Annotated in this window: 22 protein-coding genes; 13 read left to right on the forward strand and 9 right to left on the reverse strand. The window is 42.8% G+C overall.

The window, feature by feature from the left end; all coding sequences use genetic code 11:
- Window positions 1–23: 23 nt before the first annotated feature.
- Complete coding sequence (locus FM038_RS00805) at window positions 24–443, forward strand: RDD family protein (RefSeq protein ID WP_142873115.1); 420 nt, start codon at window positions 24–26, stop codon at window positions 441–443.
- 25 nt (window positions 444–468) lie between these two features.
- Window positions 469–1179: a lipase family alpha/beta hydrolase gene (locus tag FM038_RS00810; protein WP_142873114.1), complete on the forward strand. Its 711-nt coding sequence runs from the start codon at window positions 469–471 to the stop codon at window positions 1177–1179.
- Between the two features lie 16 nt (window positions 1180–1195).
- Here the strand turns inward: FM038_RS00810 and FM038_RS00815 are convergent, their stop codons facing one another.
- The 4 genes from FM038_RS00815 to FM038_RS00830 form a co-directional block, all read right to left on the reverse strand.
- Window positions 1196–4282, reverse strand: coding sequence for a response regulator (locus tag FM038_RS00815; protein WP_142873113.1), 3087 nt, complete (start codon window positions 4280–4282; stop codon window positions 1196–1198).
- Between the two features lie 27 nt (window positions 4283–4309).
- Entirely contained in the window at window positions 4310–5326 is a 1017-nt protein-coding gene (locus tag FM038_RS00820; RefSeq protein WP_185965798.1) for an ABC transporter substrate-binding protein, read from the reverse strand.
- A 216-nt stretch (window positions 5327–5542) separates the two neighbouring features.
- On the reverse strand, window positions 5543–7159 hold the full coding sequence (locus FM038_RS00825) for an AbgT family transporter (protein WP_142873111.1): 1617 nt from the start codon (window positions 7157–7159) through the stop codon (window positions 5543–5545).
- Window positions 7160–7386: 227 nt separating this feature from the next.
- Window positions 7387–8550 (reverse strand): helix-turn-helix domain-containing protein, encoded by a 1164-nt coding sequence (locus tag FM038_RS00830; protein WP_142873110.1) that lies wholly within the window; start codon window positions 8548–8550, stop codon window positions 7387–7389.
- 259 nt (window positions 8551–8809) lie between these two features.
- Here FM038_RS00830 and FM038_RS00835 point away from each other — a divergent pair, with 259 nt between their 5' ends.
- The 4 genes from FM038_RS00835 (at window position 8810) to FM038_RS00850 (ending at window position 14434) form a co-directional block, all read left to right on the forward strand.
- Window positions 8810–11191 (forward strand): acylase, encoded by a 2382-nt coding sequence (locus FM038_RS00835; RefSeq protein ID WP_142873109.1) that lies wholly within the window; start codon window positions 8810–8812, stop codon window positions 11189–11191.
- An 824-nt stretch (window positions 11192–12015) separates the two neighbouring features.
- The gene (locus FM038_RS00840) at window positions 12016–12585 is read left to right on the forward strand and encodes a LemA family protein (protein WP_142873108.1); all 570 of its coding nucleotides are present in this window, start codon (window positions 12016–12018) and stop codon (window positions 12583–12585) included.
- 67 nt (window positions 12586–12652) lie between these two features.
- On the forward strand, window positions 12653–13663 hold the full coding sequence (locus tag FM038_RS00845; RefSeq protein WP_142873107.1) for a DUF3137 domain-containing protein: 1011 nt from the start codon (window positions 12653–12655) through the stop codon (window positions 13661–13663).
- A gap of 69 nt (window positions 13664–13732) precedes the next feature.
- Window positions 13733–14434, forward strand: coding sequence for a lytic transglycosylase domain-containing protein (locus FM038_RS00850; protein ID WP_142873556.1), 702 nt, complete (start codon window positions 13733–13735; stop codon window positions 14432–14434).
- On the opposite strand, the gene FM038_RS00855 is transcribed toward FM038_RS00850, so the two are convergent.
- The gene (locus FM038_RS00855; protein WP_223292974.1) at window positions 14431–15876 is read right to left on the reverse strand and encodes an MATE family efflux transporter; all 1446 of its coding nucleotides are present in this window, start codon (window positions 15874–15876) and stop codon (window positions 14431–14433) included. The two genes, FM038_RS00850 and FM038_RS00855, sit on opposite strands and share 4 nt — an antisense overlap.
- Before the next feature lie 128 nt (window positions 15877–16004).
- Between FM038_RS00855 and FM038_RS00860 the strand changes: the two genes are divergently transcribed.
- The 3 genes from FM038_RS00860 to FM038_RS00870 are packed head-to-tail and all read left to right on the forward strand — an operon-like array spanning window position 16005 to window position 17752.
- The gene (locus tag FM038_RS00860) at window positions 16005–16898 is read left to right on the forward strand and encodes a LysR family transcriptional regulator (protein ID WP_142873106.1); all 894 of its coding nucleotides are present in this window, start codon (window positions 16005–16007) and stop codon (window positions 16896–16898) included.
- A gap of 39 nt (window positions 16899–16937) precedes the next feature.
- Window positions 16938–17315 (forward strand): nuclear transport factor 2 family protein, encoded by a 378-nt coding sequence (locus FM038_RS00865; protein WP_142873105.1) that lies wholly within the window; start codon window positions 16938–16940, stop codon window positions 17313–17315.
- A 53-nt stretch (window positions 17316–17368) separates the two neighbouring features.
- Window positions 17369–17752, forward strand: coding sequence for a GFA family protein (locus tag FM038_RS00870; protein ID WP_142873104.1), 384 nt, complete (start codon window positions 17369–17371; stop codon window positions 17750–17752).
- Window positions 17753–17824: 72 nt separating this feature from the next.
- Here the strand turns inward: FM038_RS00870 and FM038_RS00875 are convergent, their stop codons facing one another.
- The 3 genes from FM038_RS00875 to FM038_RS00885 all read right to left on the reverse strand — a co-directional run bounded on the left by FM038_RS00875 (window position 17825) and on the right by FM038_RS00885 (window position 22479).
- On the reverse strand, window positions 17825–18667 hold the full coding sequence (locus FM038_RS00875) for a 23S rRNA (adenine(2030)-N(6))-methyltransferase RlmJ (RefSeq protein ID WP_142873103.1): 843 nt from the start codon (window positions 18665–18667) through the stop codon (window positions 17825–17827).
- Between the two features lie 75 nt (window positions 18668–18742).
- Window positions 18743–19990 (reverse strand): winged helix-turn-helix domain-containing protein, encoded by a 1248-nt coding sequence (locus tag FM038_RS00880; RefSeq protein ID WP_142873102.1) that lies wholly within the window; start codon window positions 19988–19990, stop codon window positions 18743–18745.
- Window positions 19991–20181: 191 nt separating this feature from the next.
- Entirely contained in the window at window positions 20182–22479 is a 2298-nt protein-coding gene (locus tag FM038_RS00885; RefSeq protein ID WP_142873101.1) for an OmcA/MtrC family decaheme c-type cytochrome, read from the reverse strand.
- Between the two features lie 284 nt (window positions 22480–22763).
- Here FM038_RS00885 and FM038_RS00890 point away from each other — a divergent pair, with 284 nt between their 5' ends.
- From FM038_RS00890 to FM038_RS00905, 4 genes are all read left to right on the forward strand, one after another.
- On the forward strand, window positions 22764–23513 hold the full coding sequence (locus FM038_RS00890) for a class I SAM-dependent methyltransferase (RefSeq protein WP_142873100.1): 750 nt from the start codon (window positions 22764–22766) through the stop codon (window positions 23511–23513).
- Between the two features lie 233 nt (window positions 23514–23746).
- The gene (locus FM038_RS00895) at window positions 23747–24763 is read left to right on the forward strand and encodes a hypothetical protein (protein WP_142873099.1); all 1017 of its coding nucleotides are present in this window, start codon (window positions 23747–23749) and stop codon (window positions 24761–24763) included.
- A gap of 31 nt (window positions 24764–24794) precedes the next feature.
- Window positions 24795–24968, forward strand: a complete 174-nt coding sequence (locus FM038_RS00900; RefSeq protein WP_185965797.1) for a hypothetical protein — start codon at window positions 24795–24797, stop codon at window positions 24966–24968.
- Between the two features lie 24 nt (window positions 24969–24992).
- Window positions 24993–25568, forward strand: a complete 576-nt coding sequence (locus FM038_RS00905; RefSeq protein ID WP_142873098.1) for a hypothetical protein — start codon at window positions 24993–24995, stop codon at window positions 25566–25568.
- 123 nt (window positions 25569–25691) lie between these two features.
- On the opposite strand, the gene FM038_RS00910 is transcribed toward FM038_RS00905, so the two are convergent.
- Complete coding sequence (locus FM038_RS00910; protein ID WP_223292975.1) at window positions 25692–26570, reverse strand: hypothetical protein; 879 nt, start codon at window positions 26568–26570, stop codon at window positions 25692–25694.
- Window positions 26571–26588: the final 18 nt, after the last annotated feature.

The following is a 26588-nucleotide window of genomic DNA, read 5'->3' on the forward strand; positions in this document are numbered from 1 at the left end:
TTAATCAGGGAGATAATTATTTTATGGATAGCCAGAGATACGCAGGTTTTAGAATTCGATTGGTCGCGGCAGTTATTGACCTTCTTATTATGGTACCTGCTGTTTTCATCCCTTTGAGTCTGATCTATGGCGGTGACTATTGGGAAGGAGATCAAATCATATATGGTTTCTGGGATCTATTTTTAGGCTATATTCTCCCCTTTGTTGTCACTATTTTCTTCTGGTTAAGATACCTCGGAACCCCAGGGAAAATGTTCACTAAGTTACGCGTGGTTGATGCAGAAACAGGGAACAAGCTGACTCTTGCTCAAGCTCTTGGACGATACTTTGGTTATATTCTTGCTATGCTTCCTTGCTTTATTGGCCTAATCTGGATTGGGTTAGATGAAAAGAAGCAAGGCTGGCACGATAAGTTGGCTAACACTGTGGTTGTCAGGGGCTAGATAGTTACAAGGGGAGAATCACCTGATGAAAATGGTACCGACACTCTTGGTATTCTTAACCTGTGTTGTTTCGACTAATGTATTTGCGGATGAATGCGTTGTACTGTTGCACGGGTTAGGCCGAAGTGCTGCTTCAATGGAAAAGCTTGCCGGGGTACTGGAACTGCAAGGTTATCACATTGCAAATATCAGTTACCCGTCCCGAAAAATGTCAATTGAATCTCTGGCCAATATCGCTGTGAGGGATGGGTTAGCACAATGCAACAAAGCGAAAGCGACTCAAGTTAATTTCGTAACTCACTCACTTGGTGGAATTCTTGTAAGGCAGTTCTATAGTCATCATAGCGCAAGTGCTGTTAATCGAGTCGTGATGTTAGGCCCGCCAAATCAAGGTAGTGAGATAGTAGATAAACTAGGCTTATTACCTGGTTATGAATTGATCACAGGAAAAGCTGGTACGCAGCTAGGTACTGATATCAATAGTGTTCCAAAGCAATTAGGACCTGTGAATTTTGAATTGGGTATAATCGCAGGAACTCAATCCATTAATCCGATCATGTCGAGTATGCTTCCTAACCATGATGACGGAAAGGTCTCTGTAGCTGCTACTAAAGTGAAGGGAATGAGTGATTTTGTTGCATTGCCAACGATACACTCGCATATGATGAAAAATGATGCTGTGATCAAAGAGGTTGTAAGTTTTCTCAGTGAGGGACGCTTTACGCTGAGTCATTGATTTTGAAATCTATAATTTACGCGCTTAGGTATTGCTCTAACTTTGCATGGATGCGCTCGCTATCTATTGGCTTGGCAAGATAATCATTCATGCCTGAATCTAAACATTTTTCTCTATCGCCAAGCATGGCATTGGCTGTCATAGCAATAATGATGATGTCTTTACACTTGTCTCCAGCAGTGCCGGCACGAATGGCTTTCGTGGCCTCATAGCCATCCATTTCAGGCATCTGGCAATCCATTAAAATAACTGAGTATTGATCGCTGCTTTCCTGTGATTGATTGAGTTTTTTGATGGCCTCAATACCATTATTAGCAATATCTGCTCTAAGTCCGAGCTCATCTAAAATCCCTGTTGCGACCAGTTGGTTAACCCTGTTGTCTTCAACCAGGAGTACTCTACTACTCCCTAGGCCTGTTAAGCACTTAGGGGTGTTCAATGAGTTGGCTTTTGCTAATGCATCACTATTATCGGAAATCATCGCGAGAGAGTGATATAGATTGGAGGGGGTAACGGGTTTAGATAGGTAGGCATCGAAACCTATATTAGATAAACGATCTGTGTCGCCATGATCCGCGACCGAAGTCATCATAATGAGCCGTATTGGCATAAATTTGGGCGCTGTCTTTATTAACTTGCCTAATTGAGCACCATCCATATTAGGCATATTCATATCAATAAATGCAATATCAAAGAAGGGCTCGTTAGTGGACTTGAACATTTTTTTACACAGCTTTAATGCTGCTCTGCCACTATTAGCTTCAGTCACTTTCGCACCCCACAACTCTAACTGTTGCCTAAGTACTCGTCGATTGGTTTGGCTGTCATCAACGATGAGTAAGCTCTGCTCCGAGAGATCAATATTCGCAGTGACAGGCTTAGGCTGTGAACTTTCATCAAGTAGGATCTCCATAGAGAAACAACTGCCTTGATTGGGCTGACTTGAGACGTGGATGTCTCCGCCCATTAAATGGCAGAGTTGCTTCACTATGGTCAGGCCTAAACCTGTGCCGCCATATTGCCGAGTCGTAGAGGCGTCTATCTGCTGAAATGAATCAAAAAGTATGGAGAGCTTATCTTCTGGAATGCCAATACCTGTATCTCTGACATCACAGCGAAAAACTAGCCTGTTGTCTTTCTGATAAGATATTTTTGCGATAAGTACAATCTCTCCTTCATGGGTAAATTTTATCGCATTAGCGACTAAGTTGGTAAGAATTTGACGGATCCGTCCAGGATCACCTTTTACATTGAGATGATGAAGTTCAGATAAATCTATGATGAGTTCAAGTTGTTTCTCTTGAGCAAATTGGGCCATTCCTTGGGTCAATTCACACAATAGTTGTTCTAGATTGAAATCAATAGATTCCAGTTCTAGTTTCCCAGCCTCTACTTTTGAGTAATCTAAGATGTCATTGATGAGTGTCAGTAACGATTGTGCGCTGGATTTGGCAATACTAGCTTTTTGACATTGATCTTCGTCCAGATGAGTTTTTAATAACAGATCTAACATGCCAAGCACGCCGTTCATTGGTGTGCGGATCTCATGGCTCATGCTAGCTAAAAACTCATTCTTAGTTTTAGCGGCATCCTCTGCAACTTCCTTGGCTTTTATCAGAATTTTCTCTGACTCTATATGTGATGTTATGTCTCTATAGCTCCATACCCGTCCACACAACTCACCCTCAAGCAGCATAGGGTTAGAGGTTCTTTCAATGGTTTTCCCGTCTAAAGTCGATATCACATCTGTGGTAATTTCGAGGGAAAACTCATCTGATTGAGTTTCAATGATTAGCCTCTCATCATCTAAGATACGGCTGACTAAATGATGTTGTAACTTGGCTTTATTTAGAGCTATTTCAGGTATCTGCCATAGAGTAAAAAACTCTTGGTTACTTCTTAGGATCTCTCCCTTGATGTCAGTGACTAAGATACCGTTATCGGTCGACTCTAGCGTCGATGATAGTAGGCTGAGAGTCGCTTTTATTTCAGCCTCAACCCTCTTTCTCTCAATGATTTCGATATCGAGTTTATCTTTACTCGTCGTCGTGGTTTGTAAGCTATTAGCCATGCTATTCATGGTGCGGCCCAGTTGGCCTATCTCATCACTTCCTAGATCAGGAAGACGATAGCTTAGTTTGCCTTTGCCTAATGTTTCCGAGCCAAACTGTAATATTTTTAATCGCTGAGCTAGACCATATTTTGATAGCAAGTAAAGCAGTAGAGATAAAGAAATAAGGCCGATAGCAATAGAGGCGAGGATAACATTAGAAATTTTTTCCAATGGCTTGAATGCTTGCTCTTGGTCATAAAGTATATCTAACCTACCTTTCATTCCCCCGATGGTGAATTGACGACTTTTGATAAGCTCATTGCTAGTTATTTGTGTTCCCTTTGAATTATTGAACTTGTATTCAATAAGAGCTGCGTCACCTGTTTCATATACGGTAGCTGATGTGATGGCGCTGCCGGATGCGTTAAGCTCATCCACGACATTTTTAAGTATTGAGCTATTTAATGATTGCCAATCGACACTGAGTATCACATAGCCAATCAGTTCTCCTCGCTTAAGAATACGGGTCATCAACCATTGGCTTAAATGAAGGGGGACGCCGATTATTTTTAAATATGGGTCGGCTTGTGGTTGACTAGAACTGCTAGTTTGACCTTCATTGAGTGGGGTATAGAGCGGGTTGTCAGAGATATTATTGAGTAGCAGTAACTCTCCATTGATGCGGTTGTTATTGGGATCTCGGGTACTGACAGAAAATATGGTTCCATCAGGCTCAGTGATTATCGCGTAGTTTATAAATGGGTAGATACTGGGTAGATCATTAAGGACTTGGCTGACACCACGATTCTCGAATAGATCGAGTGCTTTGCGGATCTGACGATTTTTTGATGCGACATGTAATATGCTGATTGATTGCTGGTGGTTTGTGGCAATTTTGTCTATCGCGAGCTGAACATTTCCTTCAAGTTGGCTGGAGTGTATATGAGAAACTAAGTTCAGCAACTGATGTTGAAGATAGTAACCTAGTGATCCGAAGACTAAGATTATTACCATCGAACTTGAAACAAGAAGCTTACTGACTAGTGTCATTGAGCATTTTCCTTCACTTCACCAGGGCTAGTCTTCAGTAAGCGTGAGTCGCTGTCTGGCATCTAGGGGTAGTGTTAAGCCAACCGCTGCGATGCTCCTTGGGTTAGCAAGGAATAGTGGTGGGTTTTGCACCTCTGATTTTATTTGAGTTGGAGCCATATTCTGCAATAAAACCTGAGCGGCTTTTTGTCCTGCCATTTCACCTAGAATATAAAAGTCGGCTACAGGGCCAAACGTTGAACCAGCTTCGATGCCTTGTTTATTTGAGCTTAAAATAGGAGTTTGACTGGCAATTGATACTTCAATGAGTGCTTGCTCTCCGCCTCCTTGGAGTAAGGTATCTGTTGTGGTAATAAACAGATCGACTTTTTCAGCGTTGGCGCTGGCTAGTTCGACCAGCTCCTCAATATTGGATGGCTCTAAGTTTAATACTTTTATTTTTTGACGTTTGAGCAGCCGGATGAGGTTCGCTGCTTGTATATTTGAATTGGGCTCGCCTTTTCGGTGGATAATAGCTGCTGTTTTTGTGTCAGGTAGCACCAGATTTAGTAAGGTAATATAGTTAGACAAGGGCACATAATTACTGGTGCCGACTAAGTTATTGCCTGAGTAGTCGAACGATTCTATTAGGCCTGAATCAGCAGGGTAAGTAACAATGGAGAATATGATAGGAAGATCTTTGGGTAAGGTATTCTTCATGATCGAAGTACCTGGGGTTGTTAACGAGTACACCAAGTCGACTTTCTCTTCTAAGAAACGCTTAGCGACAGCGGTTTGTATTTTTTTATCTGCAACTGATTCGCCTTGCAAATAAGTGACATTGTGGCCTTCTTTAAGTCCAGCCTGATGCATACCTGCTTTAAAGCCCTTAACGCTATCTTCATATCCTGACCATACCGCTAATCCAACCGTATAGTTTTCATCTCCCCAAGCAGGCAGGCTCAGCATGAGTGAGATGAGTAGCAGTGGGTGAATAAACCTAGAGATGGAATTATTCAGGGTGTTGAGTCGATAGAGACAGAGGTGTTTGATTCCCTTCGGCATTGACCTCTCCTTGGTTGCATTTAGCGATGTCGATTTCATTTGTCCCTATATTCTAGTTAAAGATTTCGAGATTGCTTACTTTTAACCATGTTTTCCATAAGGTTTAACGTGTGGGATGAGTTGATTTTAAGGCGGGGTTAGACTCAAGTGTGAGAGCTTATAAAAATTTCTCCGTTTGATAATAAGCTCATCCATGAGCTTATTATCAAACATTATTTATGGTGTGTAATAGGTCTCTGCACCAGGACCAACTGGTAGCCCAAGTGCAAATACCCAGATGAAAAAGAAGATTGTCCAACCAATAAAGAACACAATTGAATATGGCAACATGGTTGCAATGAGAGTGCCTATGCCTAAATTCTTCTTATATTGGGAGGCGACCGCTAAGATTAATCCGAAATAACTCATCATAGGGGTGATTAAGTTAGTCACTGAATCACCAATTCGATAGGCTGCCTGTATCGTTTCTGGAGCATAACCCACGAGCATCAACATAGGCACGAAGATAGGCGCCGTAACGGCCCACTGGGCTGAGGCGCTACCTAACATTAGGTTGATAAAACCACACATCATGATGAACAGCACAAATACCAAGGGGCCAGTTAACCCGATGGCGCTCAATGCATCGGCACCAGATACTGCCAGCACCGCACCTAAGTTAGTCCATTTAAAGAAGGCTACAAACTGAGAGGCGAAGAACACCAGCACAATATACATGCCCATAGAGCTCATGCTGTGAGACATAGCATCGATAACATCTTTGTCTCGTTTCATTGTGCCGACGACCTTACCGTAGACTAAGCCTGGAATAGCAAAGCAGACAAAGATAAAGGCAACAATTCCCTCGAGGAAAGGTGAGCCAGCCACTAAGCCTGTTTCCGGGTTCCTAAGCGGGCCGTTTTCAGGGACCACGGTTAATGCTATCAGTGCCGATAGGATTAGAACCGAAATTCCCGCAGCTTTAAGCCCACGTTTCTCTTCGGCACTAACGCTGTCCATTTTTTGGTTAGATAGGTCGGTGCTAGCTTCATCGGCATCGTACTTGCCAAGTTTTGGCTCAACAATTTTTTCAGTTACCAGCGCACCTAATGTGGTGATCAGAAAGGTTGAGACAAACATGAAGTACCAGTTCACCTCAGGACCAACAGTATATTCAGGATCGATCATCTGAGCTGCCGCTTCTGTGATACCTGAGAGCAAAGGATCGACAGTGCCTAATAATAGGTTGGCACTATAACCCCCAGAAACACCTGCGAAGGCGGCGGCAAGTCCAGCCAGTGGGTGACGTCCCAGCGAGTGAAAGATCATCGCGGCCATAGGAATTAAGACAACGTAGCCCAGTTCGGATGCAGTATTAGAAATAATCCCTGCGAAGACGATAGTTAATGTGACTAAGCGTTTAGAGGCGCCCATTACTAGCAAGCGCATTGCGGCTGAGAGCATGCCAGAGCGTTCGGCAATTCCCACCCCTAAAAGGGCAACGAGCACGGTACCTAATGGCGTAAACCCAGTAAAGTTGGTGACCAGGTTTGAGACAATCATTCTCAGTCCTTCACCATTCATTAAACTTACAACATGGATCAACCCATCTTCACTGCGCCCAGATGAACCAATAGGTCTAGGATCGGCTATCGAAAGCTCAAAGTAGCCTGCGATGCCACTGATAACAATAACGGCCATACAGAACATGGCAAAAAGAGTGATAGGATGTGGGAGTAAATTACCTAACCGTTCGACAATATTAAGAAAGCGGACAAACGCTCCGCTTTGCTCTGTTGATTTCTCCGTTGAATTGAGAGGTATATTTACACTCTCGTCTTTATTTGAACCCATACCCTGCTTCCTTCAATTTCGGTCTCTGTGGACCTTATGATTGTCACTTTATCGCTGACTTTTTCGTTATACCGATTGGTATAACAAACTCGGAACTTCCGAGTGAACCGGTCATCATGTATCAAAAGGTTTAACTGAAACTTAAATTTATAAAGGAATGTGTATAACAGTTCCGTTACAAAATGGCTGGTTCTTATCTAGCAGGCACATTTGAAGGAAAGGCGTAATTAATGTGTTTGGGATTTTTTGAATTTATGCGGTGTCGTTTCTGTTCGACGTTTGAATTCGGTATAAAAAGAAGACTTACTGTTGTACCCCACCTCATAGGCAATATCGATGACGCTCATCTTGCCGTCGATTAACAACTGTTTAGCATGCTTGATACGATATTCGTTGATTAGATCGAAGTAATTGCCTTGGGTCTGTTGATTGATGATTTGAGATAGGTGATGTGTGCTGGTTTGTAGTTGTGATGCCAGTTTGCTAAGAGACAATTTTGAATCTTTATAGATACCATCCTCCATGAGTTGGGTCAGATTTGTTATTACCTGTTTAGCTTGGGTAGAGGTGACAGAGGAGCGGTACTGTTTATGAAAGAGCTGTTCGGACACAGCAATATTATCTGCTGTATCTGCTGTGATTTCTGGCACTAAGTCATAAAAAAGTTTATGACTGGTGAGCTTTTTTCCAAGCACTGGAAGGTAATAAAAAATCATTGAGCTCATGGCCGTAACCACTAATACAATGGTGGATATCATCCAGGTAAATTGGTGTGGCAGCCTAAAGATAAAGAAAGAAAAAACAATGGCAAAGCTGATACTAATCGCTATAAATCCCCCTTTAAGACGACCCATCTCTCGCAGTACATCGCTTTTCTTATTGTTGATTTCAATGTGCAGCTCTCGCCAACTCAAATAAAGGTAAATGGATCCTAAGCCACTCATTAACAACAGCCTAGTAAAGCGGATAGGCATAAAAGACAGTTGCCATGGAATGGGTTCATGAGTGTAGATACGAGAAAAGAACCATTGCTTGCTAGCTTCGTCGAGAAGGTTATAGGGCATCATTGCCAAAATGTAGAGCAAGGGGAAAATTAAATGCATGATGTTTTGCCACTGAAACTCATCGTTTAAGCGCATGCTGGCCTTGAAGTAAAGATAGAAAAAAATAGGTACTGAAACAGAAAGCGGGCCAGAGATTGAAATGATATATAGGTAACTTGCCCCTTCTTCGAAAATGGCCAGCTCGAGCATTAGGCTGACAAGGCCAATCAGCATCATCGTAAAACAGAGTCTTGCCTTACGATTCTGATAAGGCGTTGTTGCCACATACCCCATCATAAAGAAGGTGAGTCCCACTGAGATTAGTAACAAAATGGTCATCAACTGCATGGCCTATATCAATCCTTACTTTTAGCCAGCCTGTTCATCATGCAGGTTGGATCATTTATATAAATTGGCTGTTAGATTAAACAATCGTTTAAATACTTGATTATTAGTAAGAATAAAAAAGTCCGAACGGGTCGGGACGGTCGAGTTGTTTGCCTAAAGTGAATAAAGTAACAAATGATTAGCAAATCATAAACTTATTTTAAATAAAACCCAGGGTGCATAGTTGATTAAGGATGCGACTCAAAAGGAATAAGACCTAATGGAAAATAATAAATATAAGACATATCTTACGCCAATAGCGCTAGCAATGACGCTGTCTTTATCTGGCTGTGGTGGAAGTGATGATGACTCAACTGAACCTGAGGTGCTTCCCAGTACAGTGAAAATTGAATATACCTCTTTTGGTGTGCCACATATCACCGCTTCTGATTACAGATCATTGGGCTATGGCCAAGCTTATGCGCATGCACAGGAAAATATGTGTACCTTGGCTGAACAGATCATCGAGGTCAGGGCGCAAAAAGCGATGACATTTGGTGCTGGTAATTCCAATGCGAACGTTTTAACAGATTTCGGTACCTTAGCACTGAATATCTATAATGATGCCGAAGCTGCAATCGACAGTATGACTGAGGAGCAAACCGATTTGTTGGCAGGTTATGCTGAGGGCTTTAATCAAGCCGTGTTGGATAAAGCAGGCTCGCAAAATTACCCATCACCATGTCGAGGAGCCGATTGGATCCCTGAGTTGAGTATTACCGATCTGCATGCTTATCATTTAAAGCTGGCGTTATTTGCCAGTGGTGGAGCCTTATCGAATCAAATAGCCACAGCATCACCGACACCATCAAATAAAAGTCTACTAACGATGTTTAGTGAGGTGGCCAGTAAGAATGAAGGTTTAGGCAGCAATGGCTGGGCCCTCGGCAGGGATAAGACTGAGTCTGGCAGTGGTATGCTGCTTTCAAATCCACATTTCCCCTGGGCGGGTAGCTTACGTTTTGTTGAAAACCATCTGCAGATCCCTGGAGAGATCAATGTTACCGGAGTCTCATTCGTAGGCGTGCCCGGTGTACTTATAGGTTTCAATGAAAATATTGCCTGGACGCATACTGTTTCTCAATCTAAGCGGTTTACTACCTATCAATTAACCTTAGATCCTGAAAATAACACGCGCTATCTCTATGACGGTGAATATAGGGAGATGTTGAGCCAAGAATACACGATTGATGTAAAAAATGATGACGGCACAAACTCGGAGATCACTAAGACACTTTACTCGTCGCATTACGGTCCAATGATCGGTTGGTACCCAGATGGATCTGCCGTGAGTTATCGAGATGCTAATGCGAATAACGGTAACATGGTGAGTCAGTGGTTAGCCATGGATCGCGCCAAGACCATCGAAGAGTTCGAAGCTGCATTTGAGACATATCAAGGCATTCCGTGGGTAAATACTATGGCGACAGATGATAAAGGCAATGCTTTCTTTATTGATGGATCCAGAGCACCTAACTTAAATGCATTTGCGGCAGTTTTTGTAAAAGACTTTGTTAATAATAACCCTGTAGGTAAGGCCTTATGGCAAGGCGGTAAGGGTCAGTTAGTACTTGATGGCAGCATGTCGTTATTTGAGTGGGTTGATACAGGTACGACACCAATTCCTGGTGTTGTACCCTTTGAAAAAGCCCCTAAAGTGTTACGAAGTGACTATGTTTTTAATGCCAATAGTAGCCATTGGCTTAATCATGTAGAAGAACCGCTTGAGGGGTACTCGATTGTTTATGGTCCCGAGCAGACGATCCGTAGCCCTCGAACTCGAATGAATGCCACCATGTTGCAGGAGAAGTCGGCACAAGGGATATCAGGGGAGAATGGAAAGTTTAATCTTGATGAACTAAAAAACGTAGTGATGAGCCAGCGAGCTCAGCTTTCAGAGTTGCTCAAAGATCAGCTTGTTGAGCGTTGTAGCGGTGTGAGCAATATCATTCTTGAGAGCCAAGAATCTGTTGATATTTCCGCAGCGTGTACCACGCTAGCCAATTGGGATGGTTTGTACAAAAATACCAGCCAAGGTGCTCATGTGTTTAGGGAGTTTTTGAAAGTATTTAATGTTGGAGGAGAGCAAGCCTTAAGTGACAGCTTATTTGCAACGGCATTCAATGTTAGCAAGCCAGTATCTACACCAGCAAATTTAGCGCAGCATAGTGGTTCAACCAATAGTGACCCGGTTTTACAGGCATTAGCGAGCACAGTGCAACACCTTGCGAGCGTGAATATTCCTTTAGCCGCTCCTTTAGGTTCGATTCAATACCATATGAAAAATGAAGAGATGTTATCCATTCCTGGTGGTGGAACTATTGATGGCGTGTTTAATATCAATACGGGAAGCAGTGCTAAAGTCAAAGATTATGGCTATCCGGTATTTCATGGTGCCAGTTGGTTGATGGCGTTGGAGTTTACAGATAATGGCCCTCGAGCAGACGCGTTTTTAACCTACGGTCAGTCTCACGATCCTGAGTCGGACCATTTTGTTGATCAGACTCGTTTGTTTTCAAAAGGAGAGTGGCGTCCTGTGGTATTTACTGAGCAAGATATCAAAGCTGATTTAGTGGATACCATAGAATTAACCTTACCCTAAGCGCATTTTGGATAAAAAAATGGACTCAAAAGTGAGTCCAAAAGGGATGATTGATTTGCGCTTGCACTAACAATTAAAAATAGAGAAGTAACAAGCAAGGGTGAAAGATAATGGGGGAACTCTCACTGCTTGCTTGACAACTAATTTAGCAAGGTGTGGCTGTACAGGAACTGAATCAAAAACTTTATATGTTATATGGTGACTAGAATTTCAGGCAAAAAAAAGCCTCTATTCTAAGAGGCTAAAGGGATGTGGAACTATAGGTAAAACAGATAAGTGATGAGTCAAATTCCTGTAACACCACTATAAAGCGATCTAGCTGTATAGCGGCTGAACCAGATAAGTAAAGCTAGTTTTTATATGGTTTAAGCGGCTTTATGTTGAAAAAGTCACAGATTACGACCTCTGTGTATCAAAATTGACTTAAATCAAGGTTTACCAGAGTAAACTCAGGCTGAAAACCGCTAATACCGCCAAGTTTTATTGGCAGTTGTTTGTTTTTTACCTAGTTTAAATATCTGGCTTTTTCATTGAAAAATAATAACTTTCTTATTTTGTTCATTTATTTATTAATATTTACTCATTGTTTTATCTTCTCTTATGCGATCGAAGGATGACCTCTACGTTTGCCTATGTTTAATCCACTAAAAAGTGATTTAAACGTTAAGCTATCTTAAATAAGTGCAATTAATACCCTGAGATACTCTCGTAGGTATTAATATAAATGTATGGAAATATGAGAAAAAATAGGTAAAGGTAGGGGGTTAAAGCTTAAACGAAAAGCTGAGTAAATAGTCGATAAAATAGAACTATAAGGACGCAAGATGGAAGGGTTGTTGTTAGCTTTAGGATTGGTACTGATCATCGCTTATCTTTGGTACGTGAGTCTGGTGAAAAAGCGTAATACTGGCCGAGAAGCGCTATCCGGTATCGATGTTCAGATAAAGAAACGTTCAAATTTAGTGCCGAATATTTTAAAAATTGCCCAAAAGTTTATGGAGCATGAAAAGGCATTATTAACAGATATCACAGATCTACGTGCTCAAACTGGTAAAGCTTATGACACTAATGATGCCGAGGCTATCAGGGAGCACCTTGTTGTCGCCGAGCAGTTAAACAGTAAAATGGGTCAGCTGATGGTAAATGTAGAGGCTTACCCTGAGCTTAAATCTGATAATACTATGTTGCAGGCGATGCAGACCTACAATGAGGTTGAAGCGCATATCTCAGCTGCGCGACGTTTTTATAATGCTTCAGTCTCTGAGCTCAATAATGCCGTTGAGATTTTTCCAGGGTCAATTATTGCTGCTATGGCAAGTATTAAGGTGATGCCTTTCTATGAAGCCGATGAAGCGTCGAAAGCACCTGTCGATGCTGCCGATTTTTTGAAGTAAATTGAGCCTGTAAATTATTAGTACGACTGCCTAATGGCCTTTTATGAACCAAATAGCTTGATATAAGATGAATATAGTTAGTTTTATTCTCGGGGCGCCTATTAAGGCTAAGCGACAATCTCAGCAGCTTGTTGCCCCCGACGGTGATATTACATCACTGCAAGCGCATTATGATCAGCATATAGAACCATTGACCAGAAAGTTTGAAAATCGACGCGTATCTTCACTTAAAACGCTCAGGCAGCGTATCTATTTCAGCCTTATTATTTTTTCAATTATTACCTTTGTTACCTATCTCTTTGATACTCGTGAGCGATTGGGTATTCCTTGGTTTCTCTACCTAATTCCTGCACTCCCGCTATTTTTGTGGTCATCTCGTCCTGTTAAACGTTATCAAAGCGATGTTAAAGCAAAAGTTTTTCCTAAAATATTTAGCTATTTTGGTAGTGATTTTATCTTTAGCTCTTCTCATAGCATGAGCTTATCTGGGCTTAAGCGTTCTAAGCTACTCCCTTATTATGATGATGCTCGATTTGAAGATTATGTACAGGGAACTCATAAAGGGGTGGAGATCGTGATTAATGAGCTTGAACTAACAAAAGAGGTTAAGCGCGATAAGCGAACAGAAAATGTGACAAGGTTTAAGGGCGTGATGGTGCAACTGAGTAGTCACAAAAAGTTTAGCGGCCATACTGTGGTCGTGCGCAGCCGAGGTGGTCTAATTAACTTTTTGTCGGACTCATTTAAGCGACTTTCGAGAGTAAAACTTGAAGACCCAAGATTTGAGAAACAGTTCGATGTATTCTCCTCCGATCAAATTGAGGCAAGGTATCTACTTACTGTCAGCTTTATGGAGCGGCTTCAGGAGTTGGCAAGTTGCTTTACAGGTAAGATACAGTGTGCATTTTATGAAGACAAACTACTGATTATGCTGGCTAGCCGTGAAAGCCGATTTGAGCTTGGCTCTATCTTTAATGGTGCAACATTTGAGTATGAGTTTAGTCAGATAAATAGAGAGATGCAGCAGCTGTTTGCTATGATTGAGATACTTAAGCTTGATGAATACACGGGATTATAGATGAACATTAGATGGGAGGCAGCACGAAACAGCTATGGATTTTGGCTAGTGTTTAGTATCTGCTTTCTAATGGTTCACTCTCAAGTTTCTGCTAAAGATAAGCCACATTACAAGGCCAGTTATTCGAAAAATGGGCTTAGTGAGCTCGCCACAGAACAAGGTGCTGATACCGCTGTTTTAGACAACGACAGCTTTCAAAAGCAAAGTAACACTAGCACCACAGCCAGTGAGCAACTCAAGGTATATCAATATAAGCAGGCGAATGGTGTCGTGGCTTTCTCCGATCATGCTCCAGGTATGAATGAATATCAGGTACTGTTTTATGATTGTTACGCATGTCGGCCTGATTCCGAACTCGATTGGAACAAGATGCCGTTATTCTCACATGATTATGATGAGTTGATAGGACGTGCGGCTAAAAAGCATAAAATAGACCCTGCCCTGATCCGTGCGATAATACATGCCGAATCTGCTTTTAATGTGTTTGCCTTGTCACGCACCGGAGCGATGGGGCTAATGCAATTAATGCCCGATACTGCCAAAGAAATGGGTGTGAGCAATGCTTTTCGCCCGGATCAAAATATCGATGGTGGGACTAAGTATCTTGCTAAGATGCTAAAGCGCTTCGATGGCAATATAGACTTGGCTTGTGCAGCTTACAATGCCGGACCCACAACGGTGACAAACTATAACGGCATACCACCCTACCCAGAGACTCAGGCTTACATAAAACGAGTCAAAATCCTGCTAAAGCGTTACCGTAAAGCCTAGTTCCTCGTTCCTAAGCACTCGCTTATTTCATCTTGTCTATTGGTGTTTATATGATGCCAAACCATAGGTGCAACGATAAGGAACATCACTACGTTCGATATTGGCATAGCAAGCCAGACGCCGTTGAGTCCTATGATTTTCGGCAAAAAATATAGGAATGGTAACTGGATCATCATGTTACCTATCGATATCCCTAGAGACCTACCCCCTTGGTTTACCGCCATAAAATACATGATGGCCAATACAATAAAGCCGTCAAGAAACATGGCAAATAGGTGCAGTTGAATGCCTGTAACGGTTTCCTGTAATAGCAGCGGATCGTCACTATTGAACAGCTCTATGATGCTATGGGGAAATAGATTCAGGATAGCGACCCAAGCGACCCCCGCAGTAATCGTGACCTTGGTTGCCAATATGACCATCTTCTTAATATTTTCTGGCTGATTTGCACCAAAAAAGTAGCTAACAGGCGGCTGCATACCCTCACCAAGCCCTTCAGCGACAAAGTAGTACAGCACCATCAGGTAGCCAACAATGGCAAATGCCCCTACGTTGATTGAGTCGCCATACTCCATAAAAAGACGATTATGTAGCGCAAATACAAAGCTAGTATATAGGTACATAACAAAGCTTGAAGCACCCAATAGCAAGATCTGTTTTGCGAGTCGAGAGTCAAATCTGAAACTCTTAGGATTTATGGTTAATTTGCTAAATTTAAATTTAGTTACTGCAGAAAGAAAATAGATCACTCCACAGAAAGCGACACTCATCTGTGCGGCTACAGTCGCAATGGCTGCCCCCTGTAGCGCCATATCTAAGCGCACGATAAAGATGTAATCGAGTAAAATATTTAGGCAAGCTCCCATGACCATCAAGCCTGTTGCAATATTAGGGCTCTCATCATTACGGATAAGGATGGGGATCGCAGCGGCTAATATCGTGAAGCTAACGGTCCAGATAAATGGAGTGATATATTGATCCGCTTGATACAGTGAGTTGTTTACACCGCCCTGAATAAGCAGTAGCTCTGTACCGTAATTGGATAGAAACCAGGAGCCCATGAGGCCGAAGCCTAAGATGAGCAATAGGGCTGTAGCGATAGTGCGACTAATCGAGTCACTATTTGTGCTGTCAGAATCTGGATTATTGATGGTTTTTGTTAACTTATCTTTACCTCGATTTATTGAGAGTAAGCTTCCCGAGCCCATACCAATCATTAGGCCAATACCGGCAAAAATATAGATGATTGGCCACGCCATATTGATACCAGCCAAGCCTTCATGACCAACATATTGACCAATAAAAATACCATCAACAATTTGATATAGACCGTTGACCAGCATGGCGGCTACTGATGGGATCGCATATCGCCAGAACGTACGATTTAGCGTGGTTCCTGATGGTGATGAGGCTAATTTAAGGTCTTCTGCTTGCATAGTCATAGGTTGGTTTTTCTAGGTGGGCCGAGTCTACCCGTTAATTATGGATTGATTAAGTTAGTTAGTATCCGAAAATCGTATAGGTTTCTGCTAAAGTAGGCCTATATTAGCGCACGACTAAGGTAGATAAGATGAACTGGACACTGTATCAACTAGAAGCCTTTGTGTTGTCAGTCAAACATGGCTCTTTCTCTGCTGCTGCGAGAAAACTGGGCAAGGCACAATCAAGAATTAGCACTGCCATAGCAAATCTAGAGGTCGATCTTGGCTTTGAACTGTTTGATCGCAGTGGCAAGCTACCCGTGCTGACGACACTGGGTGAGGATATGTACATTGAAGCACAGGCTGTGCTTGAGCAGTGTCAGCGATTACAGGCAAGGGCGATGACACTGAGTACAGGCCAAGAGATAGCGCTTACCGTTGCTATGGATGAGGCGGTGCCTGTTAATGCATTTGAATCTCTATTTGAACGGGTTGCTCTCGAGTATCCGCTGCTAAAGCTTACGATTATTAACGGTTCACGAGATGATATTAGTTCCTGGGTCGATGAGGGAAAAGCCGATATGGGGATCCTATTTCATGTAGGAAAGCTGCCTACTTCACTAGAATTTATGTCTGTTGCGCAGTTTAAACAGTCTCTTATCGTCTCCTCGACTCACCCGCTTGCCAATTGTCCTTCTCCCAAAATAGCCGACCTGAATCAATATCGTCAGTTAGTGATTAGAGATCGAGTCGGTGACACTCAGGAGAAAGCCTTATCGGCTAATCATTGGTATATCGATAGCTATTTCTATATGACGGCTTTAGTGATCCGCGGAGTCGGTTGGGCCCTCGTTCCTGAGCATGTCGCTAATTCAGGTTGGTACAGTGATGATGTCGTTGAGCTGTCGACTGAGTACATTCCTAATCCCTTGTTAGTCGAAATTGGGGTGGTTAATCGTCGAGATAAAGCTTATGGACCTGTAATGGAGTGGATCTTTATTGAAATAGAGTCCATGTTTAACAATAAGCCTCAACATTATTGATTGTATTCACTATAGAAGTGCTGAGAAGGGAGGAGTTGCATGTTAACTAGTTTAAAGCAAAAACTCGTCGAATTAGAACTCTACCTGCTTAAGTCTGATGTTCGAGCTTCCCCCGAGGAACTGAATATTCTTATCCATGATGATTTTCACGAATTTGGCGCCTTTGGGGCCAGTTTTGGTAAAAAAGACGTATTAGAGCGTCTGCCAAAAGAAAAATGTCCAAATTTTTGTGCAACCAGTTTTGAGCTCAGAATGTTATCTAAGGATCTCTCACAGCTGTTATACCGTGCAACGATGAAGAAGCAGGATGAATTTAACACCCGCTACTCTTTAAGAAGCTCGTTGTGGAAATTCAATGAAGATCTAGACGAGTGGCAGATGATTTTTCATCAAGGTACGCCTTGTGAGCCATTTTAAGTGAGTGACAATTTTGATGATTTATCAAAAATTGAGATTGAAAAGGAAGTGTGATGCATCAGGGAAGTTGTTTATGTGGAAAGATAATATTTCAAATTGAATCTGAGCCAGTCGCTGTCTCAAATTGCCACTGCAATATGTGCCAGAAGCAACATGGGGCTGCCTTTGCGACCTATGCGAGATTTAAGCGTAGCCAAGTTAACTATCTATCAGGCGAAGACAAACTGGCTGTATACCAATCATCAGATAACGTGCAGCGAAAATTTTGTGCTGGCTGTGGCGCTAACATAGAGTGGGGCTATTGCAGTGGTGAGTACGCTATCTGGGTCGCCATGGCCTTAGGCTTGTTTGACACAAAGTTGGTGCCAGAGACTGTCAAAGAGCTGCATAAGGATACTCAAGTTAGCTGGTGGAAGTCGGCTAGTGAGATAACTTAAGCCATAGCCTAAGCAATAAAAAAAGCCGCGTTCAAGCGGCTTTCTCAGTGTTAACTTGTGATAGCAGAAGGCTTACTCAGCCACTTCCAATTTTATCGTGACCTTACCACCACCTTGATTCAGGAGCGGTGATAGGTATTCTAAGATCTCATCGGCTTTAGTATCGAGCTGCCAAGGTGGATTGATGATCCATAACCCTGCGGCCGTCATACCAAACTCATCACTGTCAGCTCTGACGGCTTGTTCAATACGTAGCTGGTTCTTAATGCCACTTTGGGCAAGGATTTTCAACATAGCTTCGGTTTGAGCACGTTTAACCACTGGGTACCACAGCATATAGACGCCAGTAGAAAACTTCTTATGAGCCTTGATGATAGCGTTAGGCACATCTTGATAATCGGTTTTCATCTCATAACTTGGGTCGACTAAGATAACTCCGCGTCGTTCGCGAGGAGGAACTGCCGCAATTAACCCCTTTAAACCATCATCTTTAACGATGCGAATACAGCGGTCGCCAGTAAACTGCTCTTCAAGCTGGGCATAGTCAGACCCATGAAGCTCATGTAAGACCATACGCTCTTTTTCATAGCGGTTCATATCCACAAAAGCGGGAGATCCTGGATAGAAAGAGAGTTCTGCTTTACCTTGATTGAAGTGAGTGACATCAGCAATATATTCAGCTAATGGCTCTGGGAGATCCTCTTTGCCCCATAGCTTAGCGACACCCTCTAAATATTCACCCGTTTTTTGAGCAAACTCATCGCTAAGCGCATAACCGCCAGCACCTGCATGGCTATCGATGTAGACAAAAGGGGTTGGCTTTTTATGCATGAGTTTCAGCACCTGCAGTAAAACAGAGTGTTTTAACACATCAGCATAATTTCCGGCATGGTAGCCGTGGCGATAACTTAGCATCGATATTCCTAATAGGGAGAAAATGGTTGGCGTCTGTACCAATCAATAGAGTATATCGCATGAGCATGAGGTTTTTTACAGAAAAAGTGTCAGCTTCTGCATCCAAACCATTTTGTGCTCTCCCATAGGTACGAGCCAAACGGCAGTGCCATCATCTTGGTATAGGCGATAAAAGCGTAACTCTGATTGAGTTAGGTGTTGTTTTCTAAGCTTTAGGTAGAGCTTCTTTGCCGTCTCTGATAGCGAATGAGGTGAGGCTAATTCTGTTTTAGTAATGACGACATCAAATTGTTGAATTTCGGTGTTCTGCCAGTGATGCGTGCTCTGAGTGTATTCACCTCGAATGGTATATTTCATCGGGCTAGTGTGACAGTTCTCATCGGTGATACAGGCAGCAAAATAGATTAAGCCTTTGTCATCGCCTAAATTAACCAGAGATATGCGAAAGTCACTTCGAACTAACAGACTATCTTTAGCGCCAAAGTAAAGATCGCCATGATAAACATCCTCCTGTAACTCGCCGCTATACTCCACCAGATCAGGCAGTAGCAGCTTATTATAGGTTTTCTGTTCCATGCGAATCTTAGTGCTGAGGAAGTCTGATAGCGCCAGTTCGGCACCATTGTTAGGTGCCCCAGTAATATTGATGAGTTGCTTACCAGGGCACTGACCATTGGCATAATTGGGGCAGATAGCAAAACTATCAGCAGTAGAAGATATGGAAGCAAAGCTATGAAATGTCTTGAATGGAGGCTGCCATTGTTTCTCATCGATAACTTGCTGATTAAAACGTTGAGTCAGTTGCTGCTGTGTCGGTTGACGGGTCTCAGTATTTGATGTGAATACTTCAATATGACCATGTAGATTATCAAGAGAAATGCTTTGCTGTTGTTGCTGATAAGGGGCGACAGTATCTGAGATCGCTTCAACCCAAGGTGACCACCAGGCAATACCAATAATGTGAGCAATAAAAACACACGCAGCGATAGCAAGCATTATTGGCTTCTTATGGTTTCTGCTTGTGGCAATACTAGGTAGATGCAGAACGTAGCCATGACGCGGCACCGTTTTAAGTTCTATGTCTGATTCGTGGGCGAGTTTACGCCTTAATAAACTGATGCATTGTTGCAATGACGATTGAGCAACCACTCGTTCAGGCCAGCCAACTTGTATTAGCTGCTCTTTACTGACTAACGTGTTATGGCTGGTTACAAGAAGTTTTAGAACAGCGGCTTCAGCATAGCTAAGCTCGATCTCGGTACTATCTTCTAAGATTAATAGCTGCTTGGCGACATCTAGTTTAAGTTGCTGAGTGATTTGCAAATGTGTCTCGTTACTTGGTGAGTTTGTATGGAAGGCGGAGATCTCGATATTATATTGCTAGCTATTTCAACACGACAAACCATATCACTGTAAAATATGATCTGACTGGCAATTTCTCTCACATATTAACAAAAGGGTTGCCGCCTAGATAAGAAAACCTAGGCGGGGTTAATCTCATTGCAGGGAGACTTTTATAGCTTGTGAACTTGCTTTAGGTTTTCGATAGAGTGACAAACCGCACAAGACTCAACTTGCAGCTCATTTTCTGTGACACCAAAGCGTCCACCGTTTTGCTCCATATGAGCACGAACAGCCTTGTTGATCACCATTTCGCCTTCAGCATTCTCCTGCTTAGCATGACATGCATAACATGTAGCTGAGACTGGAGAGGTATAAGCATCAATCGTGATATCTGTAGCCGGGTGAGCGGTTGAATCTGGATCGTAATCAAGATCTAATGCTAGTGGGCGCCCCTGTGAAGTTAGACGTTCGACACCAAAAGTATCTCCCTCATGACAGCGGTAACAGTTAGCTTTATCCGCTGGGTAGTCGACATTACGCACACCATTAACAGTATCTTGTGTAGCACGCTGATTAGTATGCAGTGAGTGCATCCAAACCTTGTGATCTGGGTGCGTTACCGTTAGTTGCTCAACATAATCCCAATCACTCGGCTTAGTGTGCATCTCGCGAATGGCCTGAGTCGGTGGCGTATTAGGGTTATGACAGGCTAAACAAGGATCTATGATATCGGCTGTAGAGCTAATAAATCCTGACTTACCTGTAGGTAGCATAGCGCGCTCGGCAAATGGTTCGATATGGTTGCCTAGTTCGTCATGATCATGACCAGAGAAACAAGTCGTATCGGCGTGCTTCTTGTTCATCTCAGTCTTGCGGCTATGACAGCTACGACAAGCAAGCTCAGTATTTTGGCTAAACTCGTCGAAACCATGGCAAGAACCACACTTCTCGTTGCTGACGATAACTGGACGAGCCTCTGAAGGATCTTCAGTTAGACCATCTCTGTTAAAGAACCAGCGTTCATTCATAGAGGCATTCTTAGCATGGCCGCTCTCATCACAGCTCATTAGGCTTTGATCTGGAGCGAAACAGTAGATAAGGCGGTTAGAGATGAAACCGGCATCATCAATTAGGTCGCCAGAGATACTATCTTGGGTAACAACTGGCCCCATTAGGTAGGTGAACACATTGTCACTGCTGCTATGTAGCGGCGTGCGAGCACGTTCACCTGCAGGAGTAATTCCGCTGCCATCTTGAGTAATATCTTTCTTGTTACTCTTTACATAAATGGTGTAACCACGGCTAGTGGTAAAGTCGACCGAAGTTCCCCAGTTAACGTACATCTGCAGGTTCTTGATCCACTCGGCATCGGCTGGGTTGTTGTTTGCAACGGCAATCGCCTCACCCTGCTTGTTGAGTAGTGCAAAACTGATCTCAGCAAAGTGCTCGCCATCTTGCTCGACAAGTTTTGCATCACGCACGTCGACAGTGACGATACCGCGCTGCTGCTCATCGATTGCTTTTTCATATTTACTCAGGTGATCATCGTAGGTCTGCTCTGGTGCATGACAGGTTAGGCACTGACCGTTGCTTTCTTGACCTGAGTGATCGTAAACTTCGTTGCTAGTCATATCATGACAGCTAGAACAAGTTTCGCGGGTCGGAACTTGATTCCAGTTTAGCGCTTGCTGTAGAGATTCAGACTCTTCACCTTCATGGCAGCTTACACAGTTGCCAATAGGCTCTGAAGTGACACCAATATGTACACTATGAGCCAGTACGGGCCACACTTTACTTGGATCTGACATGTTATTGCTGGTATGACAGCTGGCACAGTTTTCTAGCTCATCACCACCATGTTTAATACTTTCGATGCTATCGTGACACTTTAAGCAGTTGCTAGCGTCGACGATGGCACGATTGTTAGTGATCTCTGAACCGTCGAGGTTAAAATCGTTATGAGTATAGCTCTGTGGTACTTGAGCTGACTCTTCTACTCGTAGAGTGACACGTTGGGTCCATTCACTATTAAACTCAACATCTTGACCTACAAGTGGGCCACTCATGGTATAGCGATAGCTGCCATCCATATTGTCCACTAAAATGCCTTCACAGCCTTTCTCAGGTGTACAGTATTCGCTTGATAGCGTTTGCCACTGTGAGCGTTCACCTTCAAACTCTGGTAGTAATTGAGCTGTATCTAGCTTGATTGCAGCAATTTTTACTACAGGAAGCTGCTTTTCATTATAAGCAGTAAAATCTAGTGATAGCTGTTGATTAACGATTTCACTGTTAGTGATATTCAGTGTCAATACTTCAGCTTGTGTACTGACTATTCCGCCTGGGTTACCAGGTTTTCCATCGGTGCCATCTTTGCCGTCGCTACAACCTAAGGTAGTTAGTGCGACAGCCGCCGATAATGCAAAGTAACTAAATCTACGTGCATGTGTTGTTTTTATGATCATCATCTTTCTTATCTCAATGGGTTTGAGGTTATTTGTTTTTTGTTGCGGCGTGATGGTGCATCAAGATGGTAAATTACGATGTGAGCTGGGCTTTAATTGAGTTTGTTTTAGCTTTTTGAGGGGGGGTTTTAGAAAAAATCAGAGGTTTTTAGCACAAGAGTACAGTCTCGGAACTTCTATGTTGGTTAGGTGACGACTGAGATTGATGGCATTTGTAGTAAGCTGTGGTCAGCCTATGACCCCATAGGGCATAATAAGCTTATTAGTCCTAAACAGAACTCAAAGCCGTGACTGCAATTTTTTTCAATTCTCAATATCCGACATTAGAAGCTATCTGTGAACGATGGGATCTGACCTTCGATAAAGCAGCGGAATTTGAGCTGGTTTTTGAAAATAACACCTTAACCCTAAACAAGCGTGATGAGCCAAAACTCAAGGGGATCAGTGTCGATTTTGTCTCCGGTGCGGTAGCTCATAGGCGTAAATTTGGTGGTGGGCGAGGCCAATCGATTGCTAAGGCCGTTGGTTTGAAGCAAGGAGTTAATCCTACAGTAGTCGATGGTACCGCTGGGTTAGGGCGCGATGCATTTGTGCTGGCGAGTTTAGGCTGTAATGTGACTATGGTGGAACGAAACCCTGTGGTTGCCGCGCTACTTGAAGACGGTTTGCGCCGCGCCTATGAGAGCGAAGAGATTGGCGATTGGATGCGTGAACGCATGAGGTTGGTACATGGCTCGAGTCTCGAGGCTGTGGCCGAGCTTGGCGAAGAGGCCGATGTGGTGTATCTAGATCCTATGTATCCACATAAAACCAAATCTGCATTAGTAAAGAAAGAGATGCGCGTATTCCAGACATTAGTCGGCGCCGACCTTGATGCAGATGGACTGCTCGCGCCAGCCATGGCACTTGCCACTAAACGTGTCGTAGTGAAACGTCCCGACTATGCCGAAGACCTAGACGGCGTAAAACCTTCTATGGTCATAGCGACCAAGAAAAACCGCTTCGATGTTTACGTTAAGGCTGCAATGACGAGTTAACAGCGGGATGCTGATATCAGATATGGCTCTTAGTTAAGAACATCGTAATAAGTATTTTCCTAAAGTGTCAGCTGTGACGTCGATGTCACGGGTGGCCACAGCCACACTGGGCAACTAGTAACCTCCTTTCAATTTACCTTCTTGGTGCTTATTTAGGCTTTTAAGTTATGTTGGGTACAAATCGCAAGTTTGCAGCTATATAGAATTACAAACACTACAGATGAGTAATTTATATGAATGTTGAGACAAAAGTGCAGCAGTATCGAGAAGTGCGAAAGAAGGTGTGGTTTGAGGCAACAAGAACAGCGACATCAAGCCTACAAGAGCATCAAGATAATCAGGCAATATTCCGTGAATTTGTAACGGGGTTATGTAACCGCTGTCAGCTATCAGAGCATGGCGGTACGGATGAAATAGCAGCAATTAAGCTGTGGCATAAGATGTGGACAGTGATTCGCTATGCCGGAATTAGGTCAAATATTGCAACGAATGAAATTTTGACCATTGAAGATATTTTTGATAACTATAAAGAGTTTACTTCAACAGATTGGGATATAGAAAAGCACGGTAGTCAGTTAATACTTGGTGGAAGTAAGGTACATCAGCTTGCATCACGTTCGGGAATTTTTGAAGGTCGTAAGCCTATTGCTAACTGGTCAAAAAATAAAAGAACAGTAGGTTTAGCTCGTGATCTTTCACGCTTTATGCGGCATAAAGCCAATACTACACCAGTGATAGAGTTTCTAACTGGTGGGGGCGATGTTGATGATGTATGGAATGTTCTAGAGCATCTTCAGAAAATTAATTACAAGCAGCGAATTACAGCATTGCATTTAATGATGGACCTTGGTTTTCAGGTGGTGAAACCAGATATTGTCCTTTCTAGACTTTTTTTTGAGCTTGGATGGACAAAAGATGCTATTCCCCTGTTACCTGGCAATATTTCAATTGATGACCTGAGCGGGAAAGGGTTACACGGCAATAAATTCCACTACACCAACTCAAAAATGTATAGACCTGTCATTGAGTTAGCACGCCAAATTGTTAAACATATTAATCCACAGGAGTTAAAAGAAGATATCGGCTGGGTGACGAGTAACCCGATTCGAGAATTTGATTTCTTTATGGTCAAATATGGGCAAGAGCCTGAGCCATCGCGAGGCATTGTTCGAAAGTTATATGGTGAAATGGCCTCAGGTTGTTTTATTAGAATCAATAGTCCTCTAAATACCCCTAAAGCATGTCGCTAACTATTATCAGCATACGTCTGGAATTCATTCAATGAAAATTAATCAGCAACTTATTATCGAGCTAAAAAATCGGGAGCAGTTTTCTCTTTCTGCAATTCAGCGCCATGAAAAAGTGGGCTATTTAAAAGCAGTTATAATAGCTAATTTCCTTGTTGAGACTGGGCTCGCAGTTAAAGTTAATGCCACTAGTTACAGTATAATTTAGCAGTGCATTTTAGAAAGGGAAAAGATGACAGAATTTGAATGGATGATTCAACCATATGACCGTGAAGAGTTTGTTATTCATACCGATAAAAACGTCAATGATATAGCAAACTTCTTTGACATTGTTAGTGAGAAAATGTCAGATAAAGTCAATCCATTGACTCAGGTTTTTAATGATATATCACCTTATGTGGTCCAAATTTTATCCGTGGCAAATAAAAGCGGTATCAGGTGTTATCTTAAGCAGCCAGGAAGAAATAATCACGATCAAACTATGCCTTTTCTGGGTGTGTACTTTGCCAGGTTTGGGCTGAAGGAGCGCAGGGACGATGGTCAACCTAATGTAACTGCCGGGGGAAAGTTACTAGGCATCGATATTTCACAACAGACGATAAACTTTCAGCTTTTTCAGCCTGATAAAGAGGGTTCAGCCCCTAAAATTCTTAAAGTCTATAAAGATAATTTTAAAGTGGTCCGTGGAGCCCTGAGGATACCTCTAATTGAAGAAAATATAGAAGTGATAATTACTTGTTTGCAGTTAGCAACACAACTTCTAAAAGGTGAGTATATGGCAGAGTGTTGCGGTCAGCATGGTTTATAATAAGTTAGGATATTAACGGTGCCATATATGGCACCGTTAAGTTCGGACTGAATTTCAGCTCTGATTAATGGTGGTAAGTTAGAGGTTAAAATGACCTCGTTATCACATATTTGATAGTAAAATTTAAAAGTAGTGCACGTATTCGACAGCGACGCGATATAAGGTATCTTCGAAGCCGATAAGGTCCAGCTCGTAGTCACGAGTGATATACTGACTGCTGAAATGCAGCAGGTTGTTCTCATTGGCGAGAGGCACCACAGCCCCTAAGGTGAGTCTGTCGACTTTATAGAATTGACCAGCATCATAGGACCAGTTACCGTCAAAACGGCTAAATTTTGCGGTTAGCTGCACGCCACTATGAGCGAATGTGTAGGCGTTACTCCATTCGAAGAAGTAGCCAAACCCTGCTCGATTAAGCACATCTTCACCATGGCCCATCTCTTCGCGTGGCCAGTCATCATCTTTCTCCTCTTCACTATAGCCAAGACCTAATATCAGACCTAGGTCATAGTGATTGGTGCCAGAGAAACGAGTGTTGAAGGCAAGACCTGCAACAGCAAGCTGTTCAAACTCTTCTAATTGCTGGCTGTTGTAGTGGCCCTCATAGCGTCCATGAATACTGAGTAGGTATTCTTGCTCTTCACCGAAACTGTAAAAAGGGCGTTGGTAGTTAAGTTTAAGATCTGCGGAATTACGATACCTGTCTTCATCATACTTCTCGGCATCACGTTCGTAATAGTAAGTACCACGCACTCTAAAGTAGTTAGTATCGAGTTGATAAACATTGTTATAACGTAAGTCATCCCAAATGAATGACAGCCCGCCGCCTCGCGACATAGAGCTGGCTTCGGAATCGGGATAAGATTCTAACCCAGCGAGAACAGAGATAGCATATGGGTTCACGCTTGATTCTTGGCTAGCTTGAGTGGGGGCGCTCATGACCAATGCTATGGTGATGGATGCTTTGATGGCAAGTCCAGCTAGCCGATGTATATGTTTCATTTCTATCCCGAAATACGT

It is taken from the genome of Shewanella eurypsychrophilus (assembly GCF_007004545.3).
Taxonomy (GTDB): domain Bacteria; phylum Pseudomonadota; class Gammaproteobacteria; order Enterobacterales; family Shewanellaceae; genus Shewanella; species Shewanella eurypsychrophilus.